The organism is Paracoccus rhizosphaerae, assembly GCF_026162645.1.
In the GTDB taxonomy this organism is placed as follows: Bacteria; Pseudomonadota; Alphaproteobacteria; order Rhodobacterales; family Rhodobacteraceae; genus Paracoccus; species Paracoccus rhizosphaerae.
Genome location: NZ_JAOTBE010000008.1, coordinates 40,088 through 64,852 on the forward strand (window position 1 = coordinate 40,088; position 24,765 = coordinate 64,852).

Consider the following 24,765-nt stretch of genomic DNA (forward strand, 5'->3'; position numbering starts at 1 on the left):
GACGACATGACCTATCACAACACCGAGTTTCCGAAGATCGGAGAGACGCAGGAACACGCCGCGCCCGCCATGCGCCGCAGCCTGTCCGAGATTGTGGCGGAGTATGACGAGAAGGCCGCGGCCATTCCCGAAGTCATGGCCGCGTTTGAAAGGGCCGAGGCAGCGGTCAACGTCGCGGCCAGCATCGGCGGGGCCTATGGCGGGCAGGTTTTTTCTCGCAGCCCGAGCCTTTATGAACGCGATGTGCGCCTTGCCCTGCTGCGTTCGGCCTGGAAGCATGTCTATGAGGGATTGCAGATCGAGCGCATTGCCAGTGCCAAGGACCGCAAGCAGCTTGACCTGAAGCTGACCAACCCCCTGCCCTTCACCCTGCCCAATCTTGCGGAAGTGTTCGGGGATTACCTGCTGGACCCCCGGTTTCACGTCCTCAAGGGTCTAGCCGAGTGCTTTTGCGACCTGGACCCCGCCTATAAGAGCCATTCCAAGGTGAAGATCGGCGTCGAGGGCCTGCCCAAGCGCATCATCATCGGCAGCGCGACCGGCTGGAACGGATGGGGCCAGGAGCGGCTGAAGGACACCTTGAACGCCCTGCGCGTCTATCGCGGCCAGCCGCGCTATGAATACCGCGAGTTTGCCGACATGATGAAGGAGGCCGAGCGGCACGGCGAGGCCGATTGCTGCGCGGGCTTCATCCGCGCCTTCAAGAACGGCAACGTTCATCTGATTTTCAACGAGGATGGACGGCGCGACATAAACCGCGCCCTGGCCGAGTTCTATGGCGAGGTTCTGCCCGACGCGCCGACCGAGGCTGAGGCCAAGCGGCCAAGCACGGAGGTTGCCCGCGACCTGCAATTCTACCCCACGCCCCGCCGCGTGGCGCAGGAGATTGTCAGCGCCCTGCACCTGTCAGGCGGGGAACAGATCCTTGAACCATCCTGCGGTGACGGCCGGATCATGGACGAGCTTGCAGCGTGGAACGACAACCCCGAGGACCGGCGTGGCCGCGCCCCTGTCATCGTGACCGGCATCGAGTATGACGCAGCCCGCGCCGAGCAGGCCCGCGCCAAGGGCCATTCCGTCATGACCGCCAATTTCCTGCAGGTCGCGCCCGATCCGCGCTTTGATGCAGTCGTGATGAACCCGCCCTTCTATGGCCGGCACTACAAGCTGCACCTCGATCATGCGGTGAAGTTTCTTCGGCCGGGCGGCGTCCTGGTCTGCATCCTGCCCGCGACGGCCCACTATGACCACGGCACGACCATAGGCCGCTGGACCGATCTGCCCGTTGGCAGCTTCGCCAGCTCCGGCACCAATGTTCCGACCGGCTATTGCGTCTATCACAAGCCCAAGGCGTGACTGATAACGCCAGGGGCAGGCGATGCGCCTGCCCCTGGCCTGTCCCTTTGCACGGATCATCCCATGAACCTTTATCTGCGCGTCTATCTGGCGGGACATTCCGGCCGCGTCATGCCGCGTTGGCTGCGCCGCCTTGTCGCGCGTAGTGAATTGCACCGCGCCTGGCTGTGCGGCTTCAATGGCTGCTTCGAGCAGGACGGCGTGCGCTACGGACCCGCGAACCCCTATCCCGGCCCTGCCCTGCCGGACTGCTGAGCCAGATCCTTCACCAGAAGACCGTAGTGCCGACACTCGAAAAGTGCTAAGGACCGCAATGCTCCATCTAGCGACGGAGTAACTTAAGGCCCCGCTTGCGCGGGGCCATTTTTCTACCCCGCCTGCTGCTGGTGGCGACGGTCGAAGCTGAGCCGCAACTCATGAAAACCTGAATCATCCCGGCCAGTTAGCACTTGACGCTCTGGTAAGGTTGTCAATCGAAATCTGAAAACTGTCCTTTTCGACTGTCTTTTTAGCTACCCGCATAGCTTTGTCATACTGGATGGTTAACATACGTTTAACTTACAGAGGGACGGGGTTCGATGTTTGCGGCACGAGAGTCAGCAACCGATTGCAGGGCTGAAGTCACCCGAGACATGATCGAGTTGATGCTGTCGCAATTTGACAGCTTGAGTGATCCGGAAGGCACCATTCAGTTGGAACTGCGGGGCAACTGCCTCATGGTCCTCAATCCTCAAACCAAAGCCTACGAAGTCGTCGGATTGGCCCGCCTCTCGCCTTCCATGCGAAAAGTCATCAAGTAGGGCGTCCCCCTTCGGGTCGCGTCCCCGGTTCCGGCCGCAGGCGGCCTCCACCCGAGCTGGTCAGGGCGATGCTCTCGGCTGCGGCGGGCGGATGCCTGTCTCGTCCCGAGCCAGTCCCTCGCCCGCCGGTCCTGGTCGCCCTGCCCGGCCCATCTCGTCTCTGCGGGCGGGACCGCTGACGCGGGCCATGAGCCCGGTTGTCCAGCCTTGTGCCGGAACGACCTTGGGAGTGGAGGCGGGAGGCCGAAGCAGGCTGTAAGCGAGACCACAGGGATCGAGTGTCAGCCTGTGGTCAACCGGGCGGGCAGTTGCAGGCTGCCGGTGAAGCCCGGAGATAGCTGCCTTCCCGTCTGACTGCTGCGGCAGGAAGAAGACACGGGAGAGACCCGCGCGCGGCGCGGGCCAGGATGATCTTTTTGCCGTTCCGGGGGATCGACGGGCTTTTGCCCGCTCACCCCCGTCCGCAGCCTTTTTGTTTTCCTGTCCGCCACGCATCCCCGCCCGAGCCGGTCAAGGGGCAAGCGCCGCCCTTTGGGCGTCGTCGTCCAGGCGGGCCGTGTCCTCGCCCGTTGCCGGGCTGCGGGCCGCACCACCCCGCCTTCCCGACCCCGTGACAGTCTCGGCCGGGGCCACGGGCAGGGCTGCGCCCTCCCCGCTCTGCTTTCCGAAAGGCATGGGCCTTTCGAGATAGCAGAACAGGAAGGCTCGCCCATCGGCGGAACGGGCAGAAGACCCGGCCGCCCCGTCGCTCAAGGAGAGCCACAAATGGCTGACAAGTTTGACCTCTACGCCCATGTCACCGACAGCATCATTGCCAGCCTCAAAGCGGGCACCCCGGCATGGCGCAAGCCGTGGACCGGCGACAAGGGCGGCGCACCCTTCCCGCTGCGGAGCAACGGCGAGCCCTATTCCGGCATCAACGTCCTGATGTTGTGGCTTGCCGCCGACGCCAAAGGTTACCGCGCCGCCCGCTGGTTCACCTACAAGCAGGCGCAGGAGGCAGGCGGACAGGTCCGCAAGGGCGAGAAATCGTCAACCGTTGTCAAATACGGCACCTTCGAGCGCGAGGACGCGGAGACGGGCGAGGAACGCCGCCTGCCCTACCTGAAAGCCTACCGTGTCTTTAACGCCGAGCAGATCGACGGCCTGCCCGCCGAATACTACGGCACCCCCGCCGAGCCTGCCCGCGACCTTGGCACCGAGGCCGACCCCGCCCTTGACGCCTTTTTCGCGGCGACCGGCGCGGACATTCGCACCAGCGACGAGCCGCAAGCCTACTACAACCCCGGCGAGGACTTCATCCACATGCCGCCGATTGCGACGTTCCACAGCGCCGCAGGCTACTATGCCACGCTTGCCCACGAGGCGACGCACTGGACCGGACACAAGAGCCGCCTTGACCGCTTTTCCCGCTTCAATGCCCGCAAGGCTTATGCGTTCGAGGAACTGATTGCGGAAATCGGCAACTGCATGACCTGCGCCCGGCTTGGCCTGACCCCCGATTTTGACCAGTCCGGCGCCTATGTCCAAAGCTGGCTGCGCGCGTTGAAGGACGACAAGCGGCTGATCTTCAAAGCCGCCAGCGAGGCGCAGAAGGCCGCCGAATGGCTGATGAAGGGCCAGCAGGTCGAGGAAGAAAGGGCGGCCGCGTGAGCGGCCCCCACCCCCTGCCCGACATGTCCTGCCGCAAATGCGGCAGGAGCAACCCTTGGGTTTATGTCGCGCCGGTTGTGGTCGAGGGAACCGGCACCTGCATCTGCATGGATTGCGCGGAGGCGCGCGGCTGGCTGGACAAGGCCGGAAACCTCAAGCCGGGGGTCATGCTATGACCACCTACGAAATCCGCGACGACCCCGACGACCTGCCCATCATCTGCGCGACCTTGGCAGAAGCGGAGCGGCGCGGCCAACGCCGCGCCGCCCGCCTCGGCATCGAGGTTCTGATCTATGAAATGCACCTCACGCGCGGGGAGCGGCTTATCCGCGCGATCTGACACCCAGCCCCCGCAGCAGCAGCGGGGGCTTTTCCTTGTCGATCTGGTTGGCCAGGCGGGGCGGAGCCGTCGAGCCGGCCCCGCCCCGCCTGGCCCTGCGCTATCCGCGCGGGAGCCGCGAATGCGGCAAGGCGGAGACGGCAGCGCCGTCACACGATGCCATTGGAGCGTGGCGGCAAGCGTAGCCCCGACCACGCCGGAATTGACCACAGCCTCCTCTCGTCCCTTCGCTCTTCGGGGGCACGTTCCGTTCGTAGGCTGCAAGCCCGTGGCAATAGTCTGCCCCGGGTGGACAATTCCGGCCTCCTGCCATCCATGGCCGCAGGGTTGCCTGCCTCAAAGGAGTTCAGGCGTCTGCACCACAAGCCACCGGAAACGCGGAGCCTGTGTCCAACCGGAAGGTCTTGCCGTTGGCCGTCAGCTCGATCTGCGACCCGCTGCTTAGAACGCCGACGAGGCCCTTCCAGTCTTCGCCATCGCGACTGACCGCGGAGCCGGAAACCATCTTGCCTTGATGCGTCTCTGTCGAGGACTTGATGAGATAGTCCCCATCCAGCGGTTCACCGTCGAGCGTGACGCTCAGGTGGTTCGTTGGAGGAATGAACGCGCCATCGGGATCACAGACGGCGGTGGCGGAAATCCCGTTACCGGAGGCGGTGTAGATTTGAAGACCCCGGAAATCGGTTTCTTCCTCCCAAGCGGATGCAGGGACCGCAGCCACACAGAAGGCAGCGGCAAGAGCCATGTGCTTCATGTCGAAAGCTCCATGATTGTGTCATCCACACAGGCGAACCAAGCCCGTTCGATCTGGCCGAGCAGGAGGTGAGACCGCGGCGCGCTTGCGCCATCGCGAACCTGGGCCTCGATGGCCTGAAGGGTCGCTTTCACGACGGTGACGGTCACCCGATGGTTCCAGGCGACCGGGCCGCTTGGTTCAGCCACGCGGGGGACATAATGAGGCTCAAACCGGATCGGAGGAAGGCAACCGTAAGCCTGGCGCAGCACCACGTCCGGTTTGATGCCTTGCGCGGCCAGCGTGTTCATTGCTTCAACATGCCGGTTCAGGACGCGCAGGCGAAGAGTGAGATGCAGTGTTTCACCGGACCTGGCGCGAGGCGGCACCACCAGTTCAGCAAGATCGCCGCCGAGTTCGGTATTCCGTTGTCCTGAAGGCGCCGCTGCTACATCAGCAGCAGGCTGTCCATCCAGGCGGTGTGTATCCTCGGCGCCCCCGGCAGCGTCACTGTCCGCATGATCACCCGTGGACCTCGGCGGATCGGGTGGAGTGACCGGCTGCTCATGAGCAGCCTCGGTCAAATGCTTGCGTTGAACAAAATTGGCTAGGGCAGTCTCGTCGAGCGGCTTGAGGGTCGACTTTTCCCGAGCTCTTTTCGCCTCGCCCTCGAAGCCGGTGGCATCCTCCCGGGTTGTCTTGATCCGATCACGCGGCATCAGATGCTTCCATCTTTCTCTGGTCGAAGATGTTGTTCACGAGAGTGATGGCGTGCGCCAGGGCGACCTCGAAGTGATGGGCCTTGAGCTTCTCGTTGGGGTCACCACTTGCCCGATACCTCTGGAGAATGACGCCCAAGGGACCCATCTCATCCATTTCCCGATATTGGGACTTCTCCGCGACCATTGTGGCCAGAGGATTGAACTGGTCGATGATCTCGTAATGGCGCTCGAACTCGCGGCTTGCCAGATCCTTTGGCTTGGATGTGCCGCGGACATGGGTCAGAAGATTGGGCTTCACCCTAGACAGCACGACATGAAGCGGCGGGATCCTTTCCGGGTTTTCAGCGCGGGACTTCAGGTCCTCATGCCAATCTATCGTCTCCTGGGTGCGTTCACGGTCACCCTTGGCATTCATGCAGGGGACGATAAGAACGTCTGACACACTTGCGAGATCGACAGCCCAGGAACTGGCCTCGCCTTTGGTGTCTATCAGGATGAAACTGACGTCACTCTCGTGTCGGTCAACCAGATCGAACAGGTCGTTGCCATTGGTTGCCGGCCTGACAAGGATATTGTCGTCGACATAGCCTGTTTGCGTCGCTGTTGACCACCAATTGACAATGTCCTTGTTGGGATCGAGGTCGATGATGAGGCACCTGTTCTCGGTAAAGGCGAAAGCGGACGCGAGAAGCTTCGTGATGGTCGATTTTCCCGCCCCACCTTTGCTGCTCATGATCCCAAGCACAATTGCCATGTCGTCTTCTCCGTCCTCTGTTCCAGCCCGTCTCGGGAATGTCTTAAACTACATCGGCAGGTGAAATGCCCGGCCTTTATGACACCGATGCTGTCATGGAAGAGCGTCATGTCAACACATCATGGTTTAACCTCATGGATCAGCGGCATGATGTTAGCTCATAACCCGGCGTCATGAAATGGCGTCATGAGCTCCCGTCACCTCCTGCGGCATAATCAAACATCGCGATCGATCGTCATCCAGCTCCGGCATAATTTCCTAATCTTCTCCACCCGCAGCGCTGGTTCGAAGCCCGCTGTATCGAAGCCTCAACTCAAGGTGCTCTGGGAAACCGGCTGCCTGGCCTGCCGCATTTCTATGGGGACAGTTGAGGGGTCTACTCCAGCAACTCTGAAACACTGCAAGCAGACTCGCAGGGGGCGTCGCTGCAACCTCCGCCCGAAGCGGAAACCCACCGTTGACCAGCCTGACGTCATTGACATTCCATCAGCCATGCTCAACGGTGGGTTGTAGATTGGCAAGAAATACAGATCTAATTTTTTACACCCGATTGATGCCCGGACGGACTTCCAAACTCACCCCCTCTGACGTGAAGAAAATTGCCGCCTCGGTTCGATCGGGTGTGCCTGTCACCGTGTTGGCCAAGACCTATGGTGTCACGCGGCCAACGATCTACCGCGCCCTTCACGCTTTTCATGGGAAGGAAGCGGTCGCGGATGCCGGCACGGCGCCTGTATCGTTCACGGTCGATCGTGACAGCCTTGCCGCCTTTGACGCCTTTACGGGACAGCTGGGTCTTTCGAGCAGAGCCGATGCACTGCGTCGGATGTGTCGCGTGCCGGCCGGCTTTCTGGAGCCCGATCCCCACCTGGCCGATGCCCTGCGAGGGCTCGCCAGCGAGTTGTCCGCCATCGGTCGGAACGTGAACCAGCTTGTCGCGACCAAGAACTACGAGGTGCGACGTGGCCAGAAGCTGAAGCTGACCCCGCCGCAGGAGCAGCTGCTGGCTGATCTTCTCGAACAGCTTGAATCCGTGTCGGTGACCGTCCGGGAAATGGAGAGCAAACGGGCTTCAAAGACAGTCCGCCGTTTCGTTGCCGAGATGATGGGGGATGGTGATGGGCCGGGTTAATGCGGTGACTGCCGTCACCGGCAGGCTCTTTGAGGAGGACTGGGGAAAGGTCGGCCGGGGCAGGAGTATTGGTCATGCCCGTCATATGGCGCGCGCGGCCCAAGGCGCCTCTCCCGCTGTCTTCAAGATGATCCGCACCGGCGGATGCTCTTCACCAGGTCAGCTTTCCGCCCAGTTCAATTACCTCTTCTCCAAGAGCGTGGATATTCACGACTCCCGGGGATTGCTCGACGGCGCAAAGACATTGTGCCCGGACCAAATCGAGGCTGCCGTATCGCGTTGGTCTGATCATTGGAAAGGCCAGATGAATGCGGCGCGGACGAGCCATTTGCTGATGTCCTTTCCGCGCGGGACAAAGCCCAGCCATGTCAGCTTGATTGCCGGAGAAATCTGCCGTGAAAAGCTCGGCGGCCGGTTTGACTACATGATTGCGGTTCATACCGACAGTCCGAACAAGAACCCCCATGCCCATGTCATCGTCAACCGGCGGGGGCAGGAGGGTGATTACTTCATCCTGCGGCGGGGCACGGAATACAGCTATGAGGCTTTCAAGGAAGCCATGGTCGATCATGCCGATCGCTACGGCATTCGACTTGAGGCCACGTCGCGTTTGCAGCGCGGACATCTCCGTTATCCGCCCACAGATGAGGAGTGGCGGCGGGCACGGGAAAACGCGGTGCAGACAGGACGCGCTTTTGAAGCCCCGGAAGGAAAGCCGCGCATTGGCGAAGATCTAAGCCGCGCCACGCAAGAAGTTCGCGATTGGTCCCTGCGCTATCGCGAGTTGGGGAGCTTTGCCTCGCAGCAGAACCTGCAGGATCTGGCAACCGCATTTGAGAAAGCATCCTCGGTCCTGGCCGGGGGTGGCGCTATTCTGGCGAAAGGAGAGCCTTACATGTCCCTGGTCGAAGACTTCGACACAGCCGCCGCGAATTTGAGAAGGGCGGTCGATGACGCCGAAGAGCGCATCACGGATGCGGCCCCGAACCAGCGTCCCGCCATGGAGCGCAAATTGGCCGAGGCGTTGACCTCTGTGGAGCATCTGCAGCCCTTGGGCACCCGGTCGCGCGATCTGCACGAGGCCGCCAGTGAAGAAGGCATCTATTCAGCGCAGAACCTCGGCATGGTGAACACACGCTTTGCGCTCGAAGGGCGCGACAAGCTGACAGCCGCCTTGGACGGGACCGGCATCGATCCGGTCGAGGTCGAGGCCCGGATGCGCGTCGGCGCCACTTCCGCAGCCTTGGAAGCCCGGTGGGTTCAGCAGGATCTGCAAAGCGTGGCCGATTTGCGCGGCCTGGATCTGAGAGATCAGGCACAACTGCAGCAGGCGATCGTCGTGGTGGATGCGGCGTATGATCGTGTCGCGGACGCCTATGGCGTGGATGATGCCATTCATGGGCGTGCGGCCAGCCGGCACGCTGAACCGGTCGAGGCCGATCACGAGCTTGACGCCGCAACCAATTCCATGGCGCGAACGCAGCGCGAGGTCGACGCTGAAGACATGGAGACCAAGGTCTACGTGCAAGGCGAACGGGTTTCTCACGATGGCGGGGACGAGACCCGCAGCGTTGTGATCGAGCATGAAGGCCGGTTCTATCCCGCCGTTGAGACCTCCGATCGGGGAGGCGAACCGACCTATACCTATGATGACAAGATGTCCTACGGCACCCTGCGGGAAGCGGCGGACAGAAGCGCTGAGGCTTACCGCTTCCGGGACAGCCTCGATCCATCGGCTCAGATGGAGCGGTCGCGCCAAGCGGAGGCGCTTGATCATGCGCCAACCACCTCGATCGGGTCGCGTGACGGCACGGGCGCTGACTATAACGAACTCGCCCGATATGCCCGTCCGGTTGGGGCAGAGGAAGAGCGGCGGTTGCGCGAGGCGATCGAGCGGACGCTCAGCCGCGATGAACTGGACCGGCTGAAGCATGGTGACGTGGATGTCCTCCGCGGTATTGGCGATCGCGACGATCAGCTGACCATGGCCCGGGATTATCTGCGCACGTCCAACGACCCGGAAGCCCGGCACGGCCTTGAGCGTGTCAGCGAAGAGTTGAGCGAGGAACGCGAACGGCAGCGCCAAGGGCGCGGTCATGAGGGAGGCGGTCATGAATAAGCTGCACATCCTGGGCGGGGCGTTGCTCTTTGCCGTCCTGGGCACCGGCTTTGCCTATATTGTCGGAACCGGCTTTCTGTCCTTCTGGCGTGGCTACAACGGCCAGTATCTCGACTGGCTGGCAATTGTGCGGGAATATCCGTCTCTGCGCTCCACCGATCCCCGCGCGTTTCAGATCCTCAACCTGATCTGGGCCGGCTTTGTTCTTCTGTCGCTGGTGCTGGCAGCCAATGTCCTCACCGAGAAGCTGCCGACCTTCGGCACGGCGCATTGGCAAAGCAGGCGTGAACTGAAGAAGAACGGCTTTTTGGGAAAGCCGGGACGCGGCTTCGTGGTGGGCAAGACAGGATCACCAGAAGGCCGAGGACGGTTTTTGTGTTCAGCAGCTTTTCCCCATTGCCTGCTTGTCGCTCCCACCGGGGCGGGTAAGGGGATCAGCTTCGTGATCCCGAACCTTCTCTTGTTCCAGGGCAGCGCCGTGGTTCTCGACGTGAAGGGTGAAAACTTCGAGCTGACCAGCCGCCACCGGCAGTCCATGGGCGACAAGATCTGGCGGTTCGCGCCGCTCGATTGGGAAAATCCCGGTCATCGTTATAATCCCTTGGATCGGATCAACGCACTGCCGAACCCCGACCAGCGCCAGATGGAAATCCGGCTTCTGGCCGAACTCTTCCTGGAGGCTGAGGACGATGGGACCAAGGGCCTGCTTGAAGGCGGCATCGACCTGTTCGTGGCCTGCGGCATCTATGCGATCGAACGCGGCACCCCGACCTTGGGCGAGATCTATCGGCTGGCCTCGGCGGGCGGCGACAAGCAGAAGCAGTACATGAAGTATGCGGATGATGTGCAAAGTTCGGCGGCCCGCCTGATCTTCGAGCGCCTGGCCTCGACCAACGACCGCACCCTGACGTCCTATCTGTCGCTTCTGATGACCTCGGGCCTGTCGCTCTGGTCGAACCCCGCCATCGACCGGGCGACGGAGACCAGCGACTTCTCCTTCCGCGATTTCCGGCGCTTTCCGCAGTCTGCCTATTTCATCGCGCCGCCCCACAACAAGATGACAGCCATCGCTCCCCTCGTCCGGCTGTTCTTCTCGGACCTGCTGTCGAGCTTGCACGACCGTCTTCCTGGCGAAGACGAGCCCTGGCGCGTCATGATCATGCTGGACGAATTTGACATGCTGGGCCGCATGCCGAGTGTCACGGACAGCATCAAGACGCTGCGGGCCTATGGCGGCCACCTGGCCGTGGTGACGCAGACTATACCCGCCCTCGACAAGATCTATGGCGAAGACACCCGGCTTTCGCTGCAAGGGGGTGCAGGCGTCAAGATCTACCTCGCACCCGCCGAGCAGCGCACCAAGGCAGAGCTATCGGCAGCTGTCGGCAAGACCACCGTCCGGGTCACCTCGAAGTCCCGGACCATCGGAAAGGGACCCTTCAACGGGATCAACATCTCCGAGCGGCATGAAGAACGTGACCTGTTGACCGAGGACGAGGCGGGGCGGCTGAAAAAGGATGATTTGATCATCCTTGCCAATGGGCATCACCCGATCAAGGCGTGGCGGATCAGTTACTTCGATGACAAGGTGCTGAAGCCCATCTTCGAGGCACAGAAAGGTCCGCTGCCAGGGCCTGATCCCAAAGACAAGGAACTGCGCTCGATGCGTGGCGAGTTGATGCTCGCCACCAACAAGATCACTGAACTGGCTCAGAAGGTGGACGCCGTTGCTGCCAACCGGAGCCGGGTCAAGGCTGCCCTGCCCCGTGTCGTCCTTGAGCAGATTGGCAAGACGTCGTCCGATGCTCAGTCTCCAGCGAAGTCACCTGCTTCTGACGCAGCTTCGCCGAAGGCCGACAGCGCGGCACCGCTCGTCCTGCGGCGGCAGCGGGACCTGAGCCCGCTTGTTGGGTCAGGCCTGGCAATTTCCACAACCGATGCTGCGGTCAGGGTCATGGTCGAGGCTACCGAGAAGGTGCGGAGGATTTCATCCGGCGATGATGGATATGCCTTGGAAGCAGGATAAGTGGACAGGTGTCCACCATGGCGCAGCCCCTCCTCCATGCAGGCCAGCACCGGGGGCATCATCGCCAGCCTCTGCCACCGCCGGCCATTTTGTGCAGGCAGCCGAGCGACGGGCAAGCCTCCGGGAGGCGACGGTCAAGCTCCGGCAGTTGAAAGGGCGGCACCTCGGGTGCCGATCCTCTCTCCCCCTTCATCCGCGCGATCTTCCCGCAGAGGGCGGCGAGGGTGCTAATGGAAAATTGGGGCAGGCATGAGGAAGGATGGGCGCTTATTACGTCGATCCTTCCACGCTCTCTGAACGTCAGCCTAGAAGATCAGGCAGCTCGCGATGGCCGGCCGCGACAGCTCAGGCTCTGTCAGAAGAACAAAGTTTTTTGACAGTGCTTTGGCGAGGCTTGATCGTATCTCAATTGAGACGCATGTTGGTTGCAGAACCGGAGGATACGCCATGCCCGCCCAGACCTCGATGCTTCATGTTCGCGTTGACGATCATCTAAAAGCGCAAGCAGCCGACGCCTTGGCCGCTGTCGGGCTTACTCTTTCGGATGCCGTGCGCATCCTGTTGACCCGCGTTGCCGCCGAAGGCGGTTTGCCCGCCGGGTTGACAGCAGATCCGGATGCCTATGACGTTTGGTTCCGCGCCAAGGTTCAGGAAGCCTTGACCGATCCACGCCCGGCCACGCCGCACGACGAGGTGATGCGAGATGCTCGTGCCATGATCGACGACAAGCGCCGTGCTTGAACTCGAATGGAAGGCTCCGGCAATCGCGGACTTGCTGGCGATTGTCGACTATATAGCGGACGACAACCCGGATGCCGCTCTGGCTCTGATGGACGAGATACATAGGAAGGTGGCGCAGCTCCCCGCCCATCCGAAACGCTGCCGACCTGGCCGGGTGGATGGTACGCGGGAGTTGGTGGTCCGGCCGAATTACATCGTGGTCTATGCCGAGACCGCAGCGGCGATAACTGTGCTGCGTGTGCTCCATGCTGCGCAGATGTGGCCATGAGCCTTTGGCAGGCTTGCCCCCCGGACCTTCGCTCCGCCAGCAGTATATGCGCCCCCAAGGTCCGCTACGCGGACGAAGCTGCCGTTCGCGATCGCAGCAAGCCCCTCTCAATCGTGATGTGCCTTGATGCGGGATCATAACAAAGCAGACGGAACTTCCGCTTCGCCATGAGGCAATTCGGCATCCTGAATCATGGTCGTGCCAAGGTCTCCCGGGCCCGACCGATCAAGGCCCGCATGTCGTCCAAGCTGTACTCGCCAAAAGCTCCCTCGTCGCCGGCGATGAAGCTGGGCGTGCCCATCAGTCCCATGTGATCCCCCAAAAGGAAGCTGTTGGTGATGTGTCGCTCCACCTGTTCGGCCTGCATGTCCTGCTGAAGACGTGCCAGATCGAGGCCTGCCTCTTTGGCGGCCTGCAGGGCGGTGTCGGCACCGGCTCTGCCACGAATGGCGAACATGGCCCGATGCATCTGCCAATACCGGCCCTGCTGAAGAGAGGCGAGCGACGCACGCGCCGCCGCTTCCGAGTCGGCCCCGAACACCGGCCATTCATGGAAGACGACACGCAGGTTTGGATCAGACAGTATCAGGCGATGGATCGGATCAACCATCTTGCGGCAGAAGGGGCAGTTGTAGTCGAAGAACTCGGTCAACGTCACATCGCCATTGGGGTTTCCGAGGACAGGGGCGGTCGGATCGTGCTCCAGCACCTGTCTCAGTTCCTCAGGCATGGGATTGTCCCGTGCCGCGAGGGCAACGGTGGGCAGGACCAGCAAGCCGGTGCTGGCGATCAGGAAGTTTCGACGGTGCATTCTTCAACCTCAGACAGTTCGACGCGCTCTCGCGCAGGATCGTCGGAGGCTGGCTGCCCAAGCTTAAGGGCGGCTTAAGGGGTGTGGGGGGTCAGACGGATGACAGTGGCAGAGCGATTGTCACGTCTTGCCCGCCATTGCCGCTGCCCAGCTCCATCCGTCCGTCTATGCGCTGGACGGCTGCCGCAACGATTGCCAGGCCGAGCCCGCTGCCATGGACTTCCCGGCCGGGACCACGCCAGAAGCGGTCCGTGACCCGGTCCCGGTCCTGAGGCCGGATACCTGGACCTTCGTCGCGGACGCTCAACACCACGAATGCCCCATCACAGGATGCAATCAGCGTGACCGTCCCGCCTTGAGGGGAATGTTGGATCGCGTTCTCGACGAGGTTGCGCAGAGCGCTGTGGACCAGGATGCGCGGCGCCGCGAGTGGCGGGAGGTCCTCGGCATGCACGTCGAGGCGCACCTCCCGGGGACGTGCCTGATCCTCGGCTTGCTGGGCAATCTCGGAAAGCAGGGCAGCCACGTCCAGTCGTTCGACCGAAGCCGCGTCCTGATCGATGGCTGTCAGGTCCAGGAGCTGGCGCACCATCCGGTCGGTGCGGTCAACGGAGGTCGTGATGGTGGCCAGAGCCCGGTCGCGCACTGCCGGATCGGAGGTCATCCGGGCGATCTGCGCGTGGGTCCGCAGCCCGGCCAGGGGCGTCTTCAACTCGTGTGCCGCAAATGCCGTGAAGTCCCTCTCGGTCCTGCGAACACTGTCAAGACGCTGGAACAGGCTATTCAGCGCCCGGCGCACCGGCCGGATCTCACGTGGGTCGCCAACTCCCACCAGCGGGCTCAGGTCGTCCGGCTTGCGGTTGCGCAGAGTGCTTTCCAGATGCGCCAGTGGCGTAAGTCCGCGGCCGACGCTGACCCAGATCAGCAGCGCGAGCGCAGGAAAAACCACCACCAGCGGCCAGAGAAGCCCCTGCACCACATCGCCCACCAGGCGATCGCGCACCTGGATCCGGTCGCCTACCATCACCCGCACCCCCACGTCGGGATTCACCACGGTGAAGACACGCCAAGGCTCGCCTTCGATCAGAGTCGTGGCAAAACCTTCGCCCTCGGACAGCCTTTGATCGGGCGCTCCGGAAGAGGCCCCGAGCAAATTTCCTCGGAGCGACCAGATCTGGCAGGACAACTGGCGCGAATACTCTCCCGCCCCCGGCAGCGCGATGGTGGCCTGCGCCCCGGCCTCATCGAGTGCAATGCGCCGGTCCGCCATGAGGGAGCTGACCATGTTCGCCGCCTCCGCGAGCCGGGCATCGAGCACCTGCTCGACCTGCGCACGTGTGGAGACGTTGATCCACAATGCTGCCGATAACCAGATCGCGCTGGTGGCAAGTGTCAGAATGAGAATGAGGCGCAGGCGGATCGACATCAGTCGGCCCCTCCTTTGCTGGCCGGAACGCAATAGCCGAGGCCGCGCACGGTCTGGATTAGGTCGCGGCCCAGCTTGGCGCGCAGATGATGGACATGCACCTCGACAGTGTTGCTTTCAACATCTTCCTGCCAGCCATAGAGACGCTCTTCCAACTGCGCCCGCGACAGGATGCGGCCCGGGTGCTCGACCAGCGCGTGCAGGATGGCGAACTCGCGCCGCGACAGGCGCAGGCGGATGCCCTCTCGGCTGGCAGTCATCGCGGCCGGGTCGAGTTCCAACCCGCTCCAGTGCAGGACAGGGCTTGCCCGCCCACCCTGCCGGCGCAGCATGGCACGGACCCGGGCCGCCAGCTCGTCAAGATCGAAGGGCTTGCCGAGATAATCGTCCGCACCCCCGTCGAGGCCGGCAACCCGGTCCCGCACCTGGTCTCGCGCCGTCAGCAGCAGCACTGGCAGCGTGTTGCCCTTCGCCCGCATCTCCGCCAGAAGATCGGTGCCCATTCCATCCGGCAGCATGATGTCCAAGACGATGCCGGCGAACTCGCTGTGCTCGAGTGCGGCGCGTGCATCTGCCAGGTTGCCCACTGTATCGGCTGTAAATCCTGACAAGCCCAGCCCGACGGACAGCCCTTCCGAAAGCACCGGATCATCTTCAACGATCAGCAACCGCATCACGGGGCCCTCCCTGCGTTCATGTCTGGCGGTGTGACGCGCCAAGCTTAAGCCTCGCTTAAGCTGGCCTCCTTAGCCGCAGCACCATGATGATGCGAATCCTATGGGCGGCGCTCGCCGCGTTGACATTCTGGAGCGGTATGGCGCTTGCGCAGCCTGCTCCGCCACTCGATCCCTCTGACGCGTTCGTGCTGAGCGTGACGCCTGACGCGGCGGGCGGCCTGCAGATCGCGTGGGACGTGCAGCCGGGGTATTACCTGTATCGCAGCAAGATCGAAGCCTTCGATGTTGACGGTGCAGCCATTCCCCTCATCTTGCCCGAGGGTGAGGTCTATGACGACCCTTGGATGGGACGCGACGAGATCTATCGCGCGCCGATTGCGACGACGATCCCCGATCCTCGGGGGGCTGTCACCCTGCACTGGCAAGGCTGCCAGCAGGACGGTATCTGTTATGCGCCCCAACAGGTGGTGCTGGAGACGGACGGGACGGTCCGTGCCGAACAAGTTGCTGAAGCCGAAGCTTTCGGATCCTGGCGCGCGGACGGCAACGCTCCGCAACCCGGCGCGCCTGACAGCGCGACCTCCGAGGGGCAGGACGGGCTGAAGCTCGCCAAAGAGGAGGGCCTCGTGGCCGACTTGGCTGGCCGGGGCGGCGTTGTGTTCGTTCTGCTGGGCTTTTTCGGCTTCGGGCTGCTGTTGTCTCTGACGCCATGTGTGTTGCCGATGGTCCCCATCGTCGCCGGAATGCTGACCCGCCGGGGCAGCGGGATGACTGCGGGGCGAGGGCTGGCACTCACCGGTGCCTATGTTGTCGCAATGGCCTCCGCCTTCGGGCTGCTTGGGGTCGTGGCGGCCTGGTCTGGAGCCAACCTGCAAGCCACGCTGCAATCGCCCTGGGCCATCGGCGTCATCGCGGCGATTTTCGTGATGCTGGCGCTGTCAATGTTCGGCCTGTTCGAGCTGCAGATGCCAACACGCTGGCAGGCCCGTCTGGCACAGCGTCCGAACTCTGCCGGATCGTTGGGCGGAGCGGCGGTGCTCGGTTTCGGCTCGGCGCTCATCGTCGGCCCTTGTGTGACGGCACCGCTGGCGGGGGCATTGATTTACATCGCGCAAACTGGTGACGTGGCCTTGGGTGCCACGGCTCTCTTCGCGCTCGGGCTTGGACAGGGAGTACCTCTGCTGGCGGTGGGGGCTTTCGGCCCGCATATCCTGCCCCGCCGCGGGGCCTGGATGGAGCGGGTCAAGCTGGCCTTTGGCGCGGTTTTCCTGGGAATGGCGATCTGGCTGGCCGGGCGCATCCTGCCGGGACCTGCGGTTCTGGCGCTATGGGCGGCACTGCTGACGGGCTGCGGGGTCGCGCTCGGCGCCTTGGACCGCCTGGCACCGGACACCCCGCGCGGCCCGCGCATGGTGTCGGCCGCAGGCCTGCTGCTGGTCTTCGCAGGTCTGGTGCAGGGCCTCGGTGCGGCCCTTGGTGCCGATGATCCGATGCGGCCCCTGGCTCCGTTGGCCAACCGGGTGGCGCAGGTATCGCCGGATCAGCCGTCGTTCCGGACCGTGACCACGCAAGCCGGACTTGATGCCGCGCTGCAGGGATCACAGCCCGCCCTGATCTATGTCACCGCCGACTGGTGCGTGACCTGCCGCGCCATTGAGCGGGGACCAATGTCCGATCCGCAGGTCAAGGAGGCCCTGAACGACTTGGTGCGCATCAAAGTGGACGTGACCGATTTCACAACGGAAGCGCAGGCCCTGATGACAAGCCTTGCCGCCGCAGGTCCGCCGACGATGATCTTCGTGGATGCGGCACGGTCCGAGCCGCAGAGCAGCCGTCTTGTCGGCGACGTGGAGACACCGGATCTTCTCGCCTCTATCGCCAAGGTCGTCGAATGAACGCGATCTCCATCGGTCCCTTCGCCTTTGACGCATCCCGTCTGGCAGCAGTCGCGTCGATCCTGCTGTTCCTCGTGATTATGGAGCTGGGGGCCCGGTACGGCCGCCAACATCAGCGGAACCTTGGGGCTTGGGCCGGTTGGCTCGTGCTGGCCTGGATCCTGGGGGCACGAGCCGGCTTTGTGATATCCCACTGGGGCGACTTTGCTGCATCACCGCTGGACGCGTTCAAGCTCTGGCAGGGTGGTTTTTCTGCATGGGCGGGGTGGCTGGCAGCAGGCGCCGTCCTGTTTTGGGCCCTTCTGCGAGGGCACGGCGCAGTCCTGCGTCCGGTCCTGATCGCTGTCGCAGTGGCGGTCGTCGCGCATCAGGCGATCACGGCGGCGCTGCCCCGTCCGCAGATGCGCCTGCCGCCGATGGAGCTTCTTGCTTTGGACGGCACGCCCGTCCAGTTGTCCGGAGGGGGCCAGGTGACGGTGTTGAACCTCTGGGCCACGTGGTGTCCGCCATGTCGCCGAGAGATGCCAATGATGACCGAACTGGCGGCCGAGTTGCCGGAGGTCAGGTTCGTCTTCGCCAACCAGGGCGAGCGCGCGGATCAGATCTTTGCCTTTCTTGCGGCCGAGAGCCTGCCGCTGAGCGGGATGCTGCGCGATCCGCAAGGGCACCTGATGAGCCGGCTGCGCGCCGTGGGGCTTCCCAGCACTCTGGTGTTCGATGAGCAGGACCTGCTGGTCGCAGCCCATACCGGCGAGATCTCCCGCCCCGCACTCCGCTCCCTGATCGAGACTGCAAAGGAATGACATGACACAGCTTCTGAGGGTGTTTCTGGCCGGAACAGCTTTGCTGGCGATGGCTGCCTGCGAGCCTGCCTCGCATGTGACCGAGGCACCGCCCGCCGCCCCCGCGCCGCCTCCGGTCCGGCCGGAAACTGCGGCCATGTATGCCGCACAGGATGACGGGAACCTGACCGTTCCCGCCATTCCCGAGAGCCTGCTGACCGAGGACAAGGCCCGGCAGCTGGTGGACTACTGGACCGAAGAACCTGTCGGCACCATCATCGTCGATCCTCATGCCAGGCGGCTTTATCATGTACAGCCCGGCAACAAGGCCATGCGCTATACCGTGGGCGTGGGCGCCGCAGGCTACGGCTTCACCGGCGAGGCGCATATCCCCTATCAGCGTGATTGGCCCCGCTGGACCCCCACCGACAGCATGCTGGCCGAGAACCCCGAGCAGTACGGCCCCTCGGCGGCCGGCGTAGAGGGTGGGCTCTCGAACCCAATGGGCGCGCGAGCGCTCTATATCCACAACAGCGGCGGCGACACCTTCTACCGCATCCACGGCACGCCCGACCCGCAGTCGATCGGCACTGCCAGTTCGGCCGGATGCATTCGCCTGTTCAACCAGGACATCATCCACCTGGCCGAGAATACCCGCAGCATGAGCAAGGTCGTGGTTCTGACGCAAGCGCAGTCGGGACGGGGAACAACGCCGCCCGCCGCACAGATGCCGACCGCCACCGGAGGACCGACATGACCCTTGACCGCAGAACGTTTCTCGCCGCCGGTGCTGGCGCCGGTGTCGTGGCGCTTGGTGGCGGAGCATGGACACTGCTGCGTCAGTCCGGCCGCGCGGGCGAGCCGAGCGTCGACGACGTGCTTCATGATCCCGATCAGCCTGTCCTGGGCAACCCGCAAGGGGATCTCACCATTGCCGAGTTCTTCGATTACCAGTGCCCGTTCTGCAAGCGCGGCCATCCTGATCTCATGGACGAAGTCGAAGCCGATGGAAACATCCGCCTGGTGATGAAGGACTGGCCGATCTTCGGAAGCGCTTCGGTTCTTGCCGCGCAAATGGTGCTGGGGGCAGCAGATCCGGAACGCTATGCGGCGGCGCAAGCAGCGCTGATGGCAACGCCTGCACGTCTGACCGAGGAAGACGTGCGGACGACCTTGGCCGCAGCCGGCCATGATCCTGACAGGATGCTGGAAATCTATCGACAGGATCGGCAACGGTGGGACGGGCTGATGGGCCGCAATGCACAGCAGGCGGCCGCCCTTGGTCTGCAGGGTACCCCGGCCTTCATCATCGGCCGCACCATTCACGCTGGCGCGCTGGACCGGGACCGCCTGCGAGCGGCCATCGCCGCAGCGCGCAGCGGCGCCTGAACCCGATTTCTCACAACCAAGAAGGAGCAGAAGATGAACAAAGTTTCACGCCGTCGGATGATGGGGCTGATCACAGTCGGCGGCCTGGCCGCACCGGTCGTGGCGCGGGCGCAATCGGGGCCGGATCGCAACATCAGCAGTTTCACCATGCAGCGCTGGCAGGATCATTTTGACGAACTGGGGCTTGGCGCCATCGTCGCCGATACCGGTTCCCGCGCATTGCATTTCTGGTCAGGGGATGGGGAGACCTATCGGACCTATCCCACCTCCGTTCCCATCTCGGAGGAACTGACGAAGCGCGGCTATACCGAGATCGTGCGCAAGAAGGAGGGTCCCAGCTGGACGCCCACCGCCTCGATGATGGAGCGGTTCCCTCACTACCGCCCGATGGGCCCCGGCCCGGACAATCCCCTGGGCACGCATGCGATGTATCTGTCCTGGCCCGCCTACCTGATCCACGGGACACATGACACGCGCAAGATCGGGCGGCTGTCGTCTGATGGCTGCATCGGATTATACAACGAGAAGATCGAGGAGCTGTTCGGGATGTGTCCCGTCGGCACACAGGTCCGGATCATCTGAATGGCGGACAGGCAAAACGGAACACGCCGCCGCGTCAGATGTCCTTGCAGAAGGCCTCGTAAAGGGCCGCCATCAGCACCTCGAGATCCGGATCGCTGATCCGGTAGTGGATCGTCTGGCTCTCGCGGCGCGTTTCCACCATGCCCGCCTCGCGCAGCTTGGCCAGATGTTGGCTCAGGGCCGACTGGCTCAAGCCCACCGCTTGCTGGAGCGCGCCGACCGAGCGCTCACCCTTGGCCAGTTCACACAGGATCAAGAGGCGCTTGGCATTGGCGACCAGTGCCAGCCGTCCGGCAACATAGTCGGCTCGCTCTTGCAGAACCTGCGAAGCCTGATCGTCCAGTTCCATTATATTAGCCTTGACTGATTTAGTATTCATTAATATATAGCACTGCAAGGGCGACGAGGCAAGTGTCGCCGCATTGATTGGAGAGCGGGAATGGAGATGGAAATACAAACTGCGTTTACGCCATGGGCGTCTCTTGGCGGCGGCGTGCTGATCGGGTTGAGCGCGGTAATGGTGATGGGGATCTTCGGCCGCATCGCCGGGATCTCTGGCATCACGCAAGGCGCTGTGGGCGGCATCCTGCCGCTGCGCGGCGCGCCGAAGGACCGGGACTGGCGGTGGGCCTTTCTGCTGGGACTGCTGGCGGCGCCGATGCTTATCATGGCGGCGGGCGGAACCGTGGCGCAGACAGTTCCGCAGAACCTGCTGGCAATGGCCATCGCCGGGCTTCTTGTCGGCCTCGGGACGGCGCTCGGCTCGGGCTGCACCTCGGGCCATGGGGTATGCGGGTTGGCACGGCTGTCGGGCCGGTCGCTGGTCGCCGTCGCGACCTTCATGACGACGGGCTTCATTACGGTTTTCCTTCTTCGCCACGTCCTGGGGGGAGTGTGATGCGCATTCTGTGGGGCTTTCTCAGCGGGCTCGTCTTTGGGCTGGGGCTGGTGATCTCGGGCATGGCCAACCCAGCCAAGGTGCTGAACTTCCTCGATCTGGCAGGAAGCTGGGACCCGAGCCTGGCCTTTGTGATGGGCGGGGCTACCGTCACGGCGTTCATCGGCTACCGCTTGGTCTGGCGGCGTCGGGCGCCGGTCCTTGACCAAACCTTCGACATTCCCACGGGCCGCAGCATCGACAGACTGCTGGTCACCGGGGCGGCGCTTTTCGGGATCGGTTGGGGGATCGGCGGCTTCTGCCCGGGCCCGGCCTGGACCGCTCTCCCTCTTCTGGCACCGGGAACATTGATCTTCCTGCCGGCCATGCTGGTTGGCCTGTGGGCTGGCGCCTGGATCAAGGGCTTGGGGCTTCTCAACACAAAAGGAGCAGCAACATGAGCAATTCGAACCTCCAGCAGCCGGTCGTGCGCCACTCGCCGTCGCGGGGGGCAGGCAGCCCCGATGTCTGGGGCATCTACGAGCCGGATACCGGATCGATCCAGTATATCTGCGCGGACCCGGCCACGAAGAAGGCGGCGCTGATCGATGTCGTCTGGAACCTGGACCCGAAGAACTATCGTTTCTCGACGGACAGCATGGAGCAGGTCCTGGACCTGGTGCAGCAGAACGCCTTGAGCGTCGAATGGATCCTAGACACGCATCCCCATGCCGATCACGTCATGGCCTCTGCGCTTCTGAAGGAGCGCATCGGCGCGCCCACCGGCATTGGTGAGAAGGCCCCGGATATCGCAAGCATCTGGGCCGGTCTCTACAACCTCCCTGATGCCTTTGATCCGGCTCGCGACTTCGACCGACTATTCGTTGAGGGCGAGATCTTCCGAATCGGCGATCTTGAGGTGCGGGTGATGCTATCGCCCGGCCACACGCTCGGCTCGATTACCTATGTCTGCGGCGACGCCGCCTTCACACATGACACGTTGATGCAGCCTGATGTCGGTACTTCGCGCGCGGACTTCCCCGGCGGCACGACTGAGGAGTTGTGGGACTCGATCCAGGAGATCCTCGCCCTGCCGGGCGAGACACGCCTCTTTGTCGGCCACGACTACGGCACCGAGGAGCGTGACGAGCCGGAATGGGAAGCCACCGTGGCCGAGCACCGTGCCGGAAACCGTCACGTCAAGGACGGCACCCGGCGCGAAGACTGGATCACGCTGCGCAACGAGCGGGACGCCACCCTGGCGCTGCCCGACCGGATCCTGGCCGCGTTGCAGATCAATCTGCGCGGCGGGCGCCTGCCTGCGGCCGAAGAAGATGGCAACAACTACCTGAAGATCCCGGTCAACCGCTTCTAAGGAGACTGAGCATGACCATGACCATGAAACAGCTTGTCGAGGACGCCCGCAGCCGTGTTACGGCGGTCTCGCCCGCCGATGCCGCAAGGGCAGCCGAGCAGGGCGATCTTGTTCTCGACGTGCGCGAACCGGCGGAACTGGAAACGGACGGGCGCGTGCCGGGCGCGCTGCATGTGCCGCGCGGCATTCTGGAAACACGCGCCGATGCCACCACCGCGACCGCAGTGGCGCAATTGACCGGTATGCGCGGCATGGGACGGGTGCATGTCCTTTGCGCCTCTGGCGGCCGTGCGGCGCTGGCCGCCGATACGCTGTGCGTCATGGGGTATGAGGCCGACCTCATCGAAGGTGGCTTGTCCGCCTGGAAGGCCAACGGCCTTCCCGTCGAGGGCTGAGGCATGGCAAGGCTGAGGCATTACCTGCCCATCCTGGAATGGGGGCGTGCCTATGATCGGCACGTCTTCCTCAGCGACGGGATGGCAGCGGTGATCGTCACGATCATGCTGATCCCTCAGTCCTTGGCCTATGCCATGCTCGCCGGGCTGCCGCCTGTCATCGGGCTTTACGCCTCGATCCTGCCGCTCGTCGTGTACGCCCTTTTTGGCAGCAGCCGCACCCTCTCGGTGGGTCCTGTGGCGGTCGTCTCGCTTCTGACCGCCACGGCTGCCAGCAGCGTCGCTTCACCCGGCAGCCCGGAGTACATCGCGGCCGCGCTGGCGCTGGCGCTTCTATCAGGACTGATCCTGCTGGCGATGGGGATCTTCCGCCTCGGGTTTGTTGCGAACCTGCTGTCGCACCCTGTCATCTCCGGTTTCATCACCGCGTCCAGCCTGCTAATCGCGACCGGTCAACTGAAGCACATTCTTGGCACGCAGGCCCAAGGGCATACCGTGTTCGAGATGGTACCGTCCCTGATCGGGAGCCTGGGTGACATGCATCTGCCGACGCTGACGATCGGGGCGACAGCGACCGTATTCCTCTTCTGGTCGCGCAAGTCTCTCAAGCCAACGCTCCGGGTCCTGAAGGTACCGGAAGGAATTGCCGTTCTGTTGTCCCGAACAGGTCCGGTGATGGTCGTCATCGCCTCGATCCTGTTCGTCGTGGGGCTGGATCTCGACGCAAAGGGTGTGGCCGTGGTTAGGGACGTACCCCAGGGCTTGCCCCCGCTGTCACTGCCGGCTCTGGACCTGTCGCTCTGGATTACCCTTTTACCAGCTGCCACGCTGATCGCCCTGATCGGCTTCGTTGAGTCGGTGTCGGTGGCGCAGACCCTGGCAGCGAAGCGGCGCCAGTCCATCAGTCCGGATCAGGAGCTGATCGGTCTTGGCATGGCCAGCTTGGCCGCGGCCTTCTCTTCCGGCTACCCGGTCACGGGCGGCTTTGCGCGATCAGTTGTCAATTTCGACGCCGGCGCCCAGACCCCGGCGGCCGGCGCCTTCACGGCCATCGGCATCGCCTTGGCCTCGCTGTTCCTGACGCCTTTGCTGTTTCACCTGCCGATCGCGGTTCTGGCGGCCACCATCATCGTGGCGGTCCTGAGCCTGGCGGACTTCGGCGCCCTGTCCCGGACCTGGAGATATTCGCGTGCAGATTTTGCAGCCCTGGCCACGACGCTGCTGGTGACCCTGGGGCGCGGGGTGGAAAGCGGCATCATTGCCGGCGTCGCCGTCTCGGTCCTGCTGCATCTCTGGGCGACTTCCCGTCCGCATATCGCGGTGATCGGCCAAGTGCCGGGCACGCAGCATTTCCGCAATGTCCTGCGACACGATGTGGTCTGCACGCCGGAGATCCTCGGGCTGCGCATCGACGAAAGCCTGTTTTTCGCCAATGCCCGCGCCATCGAGAATGTCATCCAGCAGGAGGTCGCGGAGCGCCCCGATCTTCGCCACGTCGTGCTGAACTGCGCAGCCGTCAATAGCGTAGACGCAAGTGCCCTCGAAAGTCTGGAATTGGTCATGCATCGTCTGGAGGACGCGGGTATTCGCCTGCACCTGTCCGAGGTCAAGGGTCCCGTCATGGATCGCTTGAAGCGCAGCGACTTCCTGCATCATCTTACGGGAGAGGTGTTCCTGTCGCACTATCAAGCTCTGGAGACGCTTGCTCCTGCGGTGGCGCATACATCACATGCTACCCGTTTGGCAGCCCCCCTGCTGAACCGTCACTCCAGTCTCGAATAGGCAGATCATCTAGTCTTGCCGAATGACCGCTATAGGCGCCGGTGCATGATGCTGCATAAGCACCGCCGCGTGTAGCTGGAAGGCGGCTATGGGCTCCTCAGGTCCACAATGTACTAAGACGATGCAGATG

General features: G+C 63.3%; 28 protein-coding genes. 21 read left to right on the forward strand and 7 right to left on the reverse strand.

Annotation, left to right across the window (positions count from 1 at the left end; all coding sequences use genetic code 11):
• Window positions 1-6: 6 nt before the first annotated feature.
• The 6 genes from OC184_RS05140 to OC184_RS05165 all read left to right on the forward strand — a co-directional run bounded on the left by OC184_RS05140 (window position 7) and on the right by OC184_RS05165 (window position 4,149).
• Window positions 7-1,356 carry a class I SAM-dependent methyltransferase gene (locus OC184_RS05140; protein ID WP_265506115.1) on the forward strand — a complete coding sequence of 450 codons (1,350 nt, stop codon included), beginning with the start codon at window positions 7-9 and terminating at the stop codon, window positions 1,354-1,356.
• Window positions 1,357-1,419: 63 nt separating this feature from the next.
• A complete protein-coding gene (locus tag OC184_RS05145) occupies window positions 1,420-1,611 on the forward strand; it encodes a hypothetical protein (RefSeq protein WP_265506116.1) in 192 nt (63 codons plus the stop codon).
• A 377-nt stretch (window positions 1,612-1,988) separates the two neighbouring features.
• Window positions 1,989-2,156 carry a hypothetical protein gene (locus tag OC184_RS05150; protein ID WP_265506117.1) on the forward strand — a complete coding sequence of 56 codons (168 nt, stop codon included), beginning with the start codon at window positions 1,989-1,991 and terminating at the stop codon, window positions 2,154-2,156.
• Window positions 2,157-2,921: 765 nt separating this feature from the next.
• On the forward strand, window positions 2,922-3,809 hold the full coding sequence (locus OC184_RS05155) for an ArdC family protein (protein WP_265506118.1): 888 nt from the start codon (window positions 2,922-2,924) through the stop codon (window positions 3,807-3,809).
• Window positions 3,806-3,985, forward strand: coding sequence for a hypothetical protein (locus tag OC184_RS05160; protein ID WP_265506119.1), 180 nt, complete (start codon window positions 3,806-3,808; stop codon window positions 3,983-3,985). The genes OC184_RS05155 and OC184_RS05160 overlap by 4 nt, the downstream gene beginning before the upstream one ends.
• Window positions 3,982-4,149, forward strand: coding sequence for a hypothetical protein (locus OC184_RS05165; RefSeq protein WP_265506120.1), 168 nt, complete (start codon window positions 3,982-3,984; stop codon window positions 4,147-4,149). The genes OC184_RS05160 and OC184_RS05165 overlap by 4 nt, the downstream gene beginning before the upstream one ends.
• Before the next feature lie 346 nt (window positions 4,150-4,495).
• Here OC184_RS05165 and OC184_RS05170 read toward each other — a convergent pair whose 3' ends face one another.
• The 3 genes from OC184_RS05170 to OC184_RS05180 are packed head-to-tail and all read right to left on the reverse strand — an operon-like array spanning window position 4,496 to window position 6,358.
• Window positions 4,496-4,903 (reverse strand): hypothetical protein, encoded by a 408-nt coding sequence (locus OC184_RS05170; protein WP_265506121.1) that lies wholly within the window; start codon window positions 4,901-4,903, stop codon window positions 4,496-4,498.
• Window positions 4,900-5,601 carry a hypothetical protein gene (locus OC184_RS05175; protein WP_265506122.1) on the reverse strand — a complete coding sequence of 234 codons (702 nt, stop codon included), beginning with the start codon at window positions 5,599-5,601 and terminating at the stop codon, window positions 4,900-4,902. Before OC184_RS05175 ends, OC184_RS05170 begins: the two co-directional genes overlap by 4 nt.
• Window positions 5,591-6,358, reverse strand: coding sequence for a ParA family protein (locus tag OC184_RS05180; protein WP_265506123.1), 768 nt, complete (start codon window positions 6,356-6,358; stop codon window positions 5,591-5,593). The genes OC184_RS05175 and OC184_RS05180 overlap by 11 nt, the downstream gene beginning before the upstream one ends.
• A gap of 457 nt (window positions 6,359-6,815) precedes the next feature.
• On the opposite strand from OC184_RS05180, the gene OC184_RS05185 reads away from it, so the two are divergent.
• The 5 genes from OC184_RS05185 to OC184_RS05205 all read left to right on the forward strand — a co-directional run bounded on the left by OC184_RS05185 (window position 6,816) and on the right by OC184_RS05205 (window position 12,644).
• Window positions 6,816-7,490, forward strand: a complete 675-nt coding sequence (locus OC184_RS05185; RefSeq protein WP_265506124.1) for a helix-turn-helix domain-containing protein — start codon at window positions 6,816-6,818, stop codon at window positions 7,488-7,490.
• Entirely contained in the window at window positions 7,471-9,609 is a 2,139-nt protein-coding gene (locus OC184_RS05190; protein ID WP_265506125.1) for a relaxase/mobilization nuclease domain-containing protein, read from the forward strand. Before OC184_RS05185 ends, OC184_RS05190 begins: the two co-directional genes overlap by 20 nt.
• Complete coding sequence (locus OC184_RS05195; RefSeq protein WP_265506126.1) at window positions 9,602-11,635, forward strand: type IV secretory system conjugative DNA transfer family protein; 2,034 nt, start codon at window positions 9,602-9,604, stop codon at window positions 11,633-11,635. Before OC184_RS05190 ends, OC184_RS05195 begins: the two co-directional genes overlap by 8 nt.
• A gap of 447 nt (window positions 11,636-12,082) precedes the next feature.
• Window positions 12,083-12,376 carry a type II toxin-antitoxin system RelB family antitoxin gene (gene relB, locus OC184_RS05200; protein ID WP_265506127.1) on the forward strand — a complete coding sequence of 98 codons (294 nt, stop codon included), beginning with the start codon at window positions 12,083-12,085 and terminating at the stop codon, window positions 12,374-12,376.
• Window positions 12,369-12,644 (forward strand): type II toxin-antitoxin system RelE/ParE family toxin, encoded by a 276-nt coding sequence (locus OC184_RS05205; protein ID WP_265506128.1) that lies wholly within the window; start codon window positions 12,369-12,371, stop codon window positions 12,642-12,644. The genes relB and OC184_RS05205 overlap by 8 nt, the downstream gene beginning before the upstream one ends.
• A gap of 190 nt (window positions 12,645-12,834) precedes the next feature.
• Here OC184_RS05205 and OC184_RS05210 read toward each other — a convergent pair whose 3' ends face one another.
• The 3 genes from OC184_RS05210 to OC184_RS05220 form a co-directional block, all read right to left on the reverse strand.
• Window positions 12,835-13,374, reverse strand: coding sequence for a DsbA family protein (locus OC184_RS05210; protein ID WP_265506129.1), 540 nt, complete (start codon window positions 13,372-13,374; stop codon window positions 12,835-12,837).
• A gap of 172 nt (window positions 13,375-13,546) precedes the next feature.
• Window positions 13,547-14,881, reverse strand: a complete 1,335-nt coding sequence (locus OC184_RS05215; protein ID WP_265506130.1) for a sensor histidine kinase — start codon at window positions 14,879-14,881, stop codon at window positions 13,547-13,549.
• On the reverse strand, window positions 14,881-15,555 hold the full coding sequence (locus tag OC184_RS05220; protein ID WP_265506131.1) for a winged helix-turn-helix domain-containing protein: 675 nt from the start codon (window positions 15,553-15,555) through the stop codon (window positions 14,881-14,883). The genes OC184_RS05215 and OC184_RS05220 overlap by 1 nt, the downstream gene beginning before the upstream one ends.
• A 92-nt stretch (window positions 15,556-15,647) precedes the next feature.
• Here OC184_RS05220 and dsbD point away from each other — a divergent pair, with 92 nt between their 5' ends.
• Genes dsbD through OC184_RS05245 form a run of 5 tightly spaced genes read left to right on the forward strand, consistent with a single transcriptional unit; the run spans window position 15,648 to window position 20,206 of the window.
• Window positions 15,648-17,453, forward strand: coding sequence for a protein-disulfide reductase DsbD (dsbD, locus tag OC184_RS05225; protein WP_265506165.1), 1,806 nt, complete (start codon window positions 15,648-15,650; stop codon window positions 17,451-17,453).
• Window positions 17,450-18,256 (forward strand): TlpA disulfide reductase family protein, encoded by an 807-nt coding sequence (locus OC184_RS05230; protein WP_265506132.1) that lies wholly within the window; start codon window positions 17,450-17,452, stop codon window positions 18,254-18,256. The genes dsbD and OC184_RS05230 overlap by 4 nt, the downstream gene beginning before the upstream one ends.
• Window position 18,257: 1 nt before the next feature.
• Window positions 18,258-18,992, forward strand: a complete 735-nt coding sequence (locus OC184_RS05235) for a L,D-transpeptidase (protein ID WP_265506133.1) — start codon at window positions 18,258-18,260, stop codon at window positions 18,990-18,992.
• Window positions 18,989-19,624: a DsbA family protein gene (locus OC184_RS05240; protein WP_265506134.1), complete on the forward strand. Its 636-nt coding sequence runs from the start codon at window positions 18,989-18,991 to the stop codon at window positions 19,622-19,624. The genes OC184_RS05235 and OC184_RS05240 overlap by 4 nt, the downstream gene beginning before the upstream one ends.
• A 33-nt stretch (window positions 19,625-19,657) precedes the next feature.
• A complete protein-coding gene (locus OC184_RS05245; RefSeq protein WP_265506135.1) occupies window positions 19,658-20,206 on the forward strand; it encodes a L,D-transpeptidase in 549 nt (182 codons plus the stop codon).
• Between the two features lie 34 nt (window positions 20,207-20,240).
• Here OC184_RS05245 and OC184_RS05250 read toward each other — a convergent pair whose 3' ends face one another.
• Entirely contained in the window at window positions 20,241-20,555 is a 315-nt protein-coding gene (locus OC184_RS05250; protein ID WP_265506136.1) for an ArsR/SmtB family transcription factor, read from the reverse strand.
• 96 nt (window positions 20,556-20,651) lie between these two features.
• On the opposite strand from OC184_RS05250, the gene OC184_RS05255 reads away from it, so the two are divergent.
• The 5 genes from OC184_RS05255 to OC184_RS05275 are packed head-to-tail and all read left to right on the forward strand — an operon-like array spanning window position 20,652 to window position 24,635.
• Window positions 20,652-21,104 (forward strand): YeeE/YedE family protein, encoded by a 453-nt coding sequence (locus tag OC184_RS05255; protein ID WP_378926246.1) that lies wholly within the window; start codon window positions 20,652-20,654, stop codon window positions 21,102-21,104.
• The gene (locus OC184_RS05260; RefSeq protein ID WP_265506138.1) at window positions 21,104-21,544 is read left to right on the forward strand and encodes a DUF6691 family protein; all 441 of its coding nucleotides are present in this window, start codon (window positions 21,104-21,106) and stop codon (window positions 21,542-21,544) included. Before OC184_RS05255 ends, OC184_RS05260 begins: the two co-directional genes overlap by 1 nt.
• Window positions 21,541-22,458 carry an MBL fold metallo-hydrolase gene (locus OC184_RS05265; protein ID WP_265506139.1) on the forward strand — a complete coding sequence of 306 codons (918 nt, stop codon included), beginning with the start codon at window positions 21,541-21,543 and terminating at the stop codon, window positions 22,456-22,458. Before OC184_RS05260 ends, OC184_RS05265 begins: the two co-directional genes overlap by 4 nt.
• A gap of 11 nt (window positions 22,459-22,469) precedes the next feature.
• A complete protein-coding gene (locus OC184_RS05270) occupies window positions 22,470-22,853 on the forward strand; it encodes a rhodanese-like domain-containing protein (protein ID WP_265506140.1) in 384 nt (127 codons plus the stop codon).
• A gap of 3 nt (window positions 22,854-22,856) precedes the next feature.
• On the forward strand, window positions 22,857-24,635 hold the full coding sequence (locus OC184_RS05275) for a SulP family inorganic anion transporter (RefSeq protein WP_265506141.1): 1,779 nt from the start codon (window positions 22,857-22,859) through the stop codon (window positions 24,633-24,635).
• Window positions 24,636-24,765 lie beyond the last annotated feature (130 nt).

Excerpts from the sequence above, each read along its gene's own strand:
- OC184_RS05140 (WP_265506115.1), top strand. The coding sequence starts at position 7 with ATGACCTATCACAACACCGAGTTTCCGAAGATCGGAGAGACGCAGGAA.
- OC184_RS05145 (WP_265506116.1), top strand. The coding sequence starts at position 1,420 with ATGAACCTTTATCTGCGCGTCTATCTGGCGGGACATTCCGGCCGCGTC.
- OC184_RS05150 (WP_265506117.1), top strand. The coding sequence starts at position 1,989 with ATGATCGAGTTGATGCTGTCGCAATTTGACAGCTTGAGTGATCCGGAA.
- OC184_RS05155 (WP_265506118.1), top strand. The coding sequence starts at position 2,922 with ATGGCTGACAAGTTTGACCTCTACGCCCATGTCACCGACAGCATCATT.
- OC184_RS05165 (WP_265506120.1), top strand. The coding sequence starts at position 3,982 with ATGACCACCTACGAAATCCGCGACGACCCCGACGACCTGCCCATCATC.
- OC184_RS05170 (WP_265506121.1), bottom strand. The coding sequence starts at position 4,903 with ATGAAGCACATGGCTCTTGCCGCTGCCTTCTGTGTGGCTGCGGTCCCT.
- OC184_RS05175 (WP_265506122.1), bottom strand. The coding sequence starts at position 5,601 with ATGCCGCGTGATCGGATCAAGACAACCCGGGAGGATGCCACCGGCTTC.
- OC184_RS05180 (WP_265506123.1), bottom strand. The coding sequence starts at position 6,358 with ATGGCAATTGTGCTTGGGATCATGAGCAGCAAAGGTGGGGCGGGAAAA.
- OC184_RS05190 (WP_265506125.1), top strand. The coding sequence starts at position 7,471 with ATGGTGATGGGCCGGGTTAATGCGGTGACTGCCGTCACCGGCAGGCTC.
- OC184_RS05195 (WP_265506126.1), top strand. The coding sequence starts at position 9,602 with ATGAATAAGCTGCACATCCTGGGCGGGGCGTTGCTCTTTGCCGTCCTG.
- relB (WP_265506127.1), top strand. The coding sequence starts at position 12,083 with ATGCCCGCCCAGACCTCGATGCTTCATGTTCGCGTTGACGATCATCTA.
- OC184_RS05210 (WP_265506129.1), bottom strand. The coding sequence starts at position 13,374 with ATGCCTGAGGAACTGAGACAGGTGCTGGAGCACGATCCGACCGCCCCT.
- OC184_RS05215 (WP_265506130.1), bottom strand. The coding sequence starts at position 14,881 with ATGTCGATCCGCCTGCGCCTCATTCTCATTCTGACACTTGCCACCAGC.
- OC184_RS05220 (WP_265506131.1), bottom strand. The coding sequence starts at position 15,555 with ATGCGGTTGCTGATCGTTGAAGATGATCCGGTGCTTTCGGAAGGGCTG.
- dsbD (WP_265506165.1), top strand. The coding sequence starts at position 15,648 with ATGCGAATCCTATGGGCGGCGCTCGCCGCGTTGACATTCTGGAGCGGT.
- OC184_RS05230 (WP_265506132.1), top strand. The coding sequence starts at position 17,450 with ATGAACGCGATCTCCATCGGTCCCTTCGCCTTTGACGCATCCCGTCTG.
- OC184_RS05235 (WP_265506133.1), top strand. The coding sequence starts at position 18,258 with ATGACACAGCTTCTGAGGGTGTTTCTGGCCGGAACAGCTTTGCTGGCG.
- OC184_RS05240 (WP_265506134.1), top strand. The coding sequence starts at position 18,989 with ATGACCCTTGACCGCAGAACGTTTCTCGCCGCCGGTGCTGGCGCCGGT.
- OC184_RS05245 (WP_265506135.1), top strand. The coding sequence starts at position 19,658 with ATGAACAAAGTTTCACGCCGTCGGATGATGGGGCTGATCACAGTCGGC.
- OC184_RS05250 (WP_265506136.1), bottom strand. The coding sequence starts at position 20,555 with ATGGAACTGGACGATCAGGCTTCGCAGGTTCTGCAAGAGCGAGCCGAC.
- OC184_RS05255 (WP_378926246.1), top strand. The coding sequence starts at position 20,652 with ATGGAAATACAAACTGCGTTTACGCCATGGGCGTCTCTTGGCGGCGGC.
- OC184_RS05260 (WP_265506138.1), top strand. The coding sequence starts at position 21,104 with ATGCGCATTCTGTGGGGCTTTCTCAGCGGGCTCGTCTTTGGGCTGGGG.
- OC184_RS05265 (WP_265506139.1), top strand. The coding sequence starts at position 21,541 with ATGAGCAATTCGAACCTCCAGCAGCCGGTCGTGCGCCACTCGCCGTCG.
- OC184_RS05270 (WP_265506140.1), top strand. The coding sequence starts at position 22,470 with ATGACCATGACCATGAAACAGCTTGTCGAGGACGCCCGCAGCCGTGTT.
- OC184_RS05275 (WP_265506141.1), top strand. The coding sequence starts at position 22,857 with ATGGCAAGGCTGAGGCATTACCTGCCCATCCTGGAATGGGGGCGTGCC.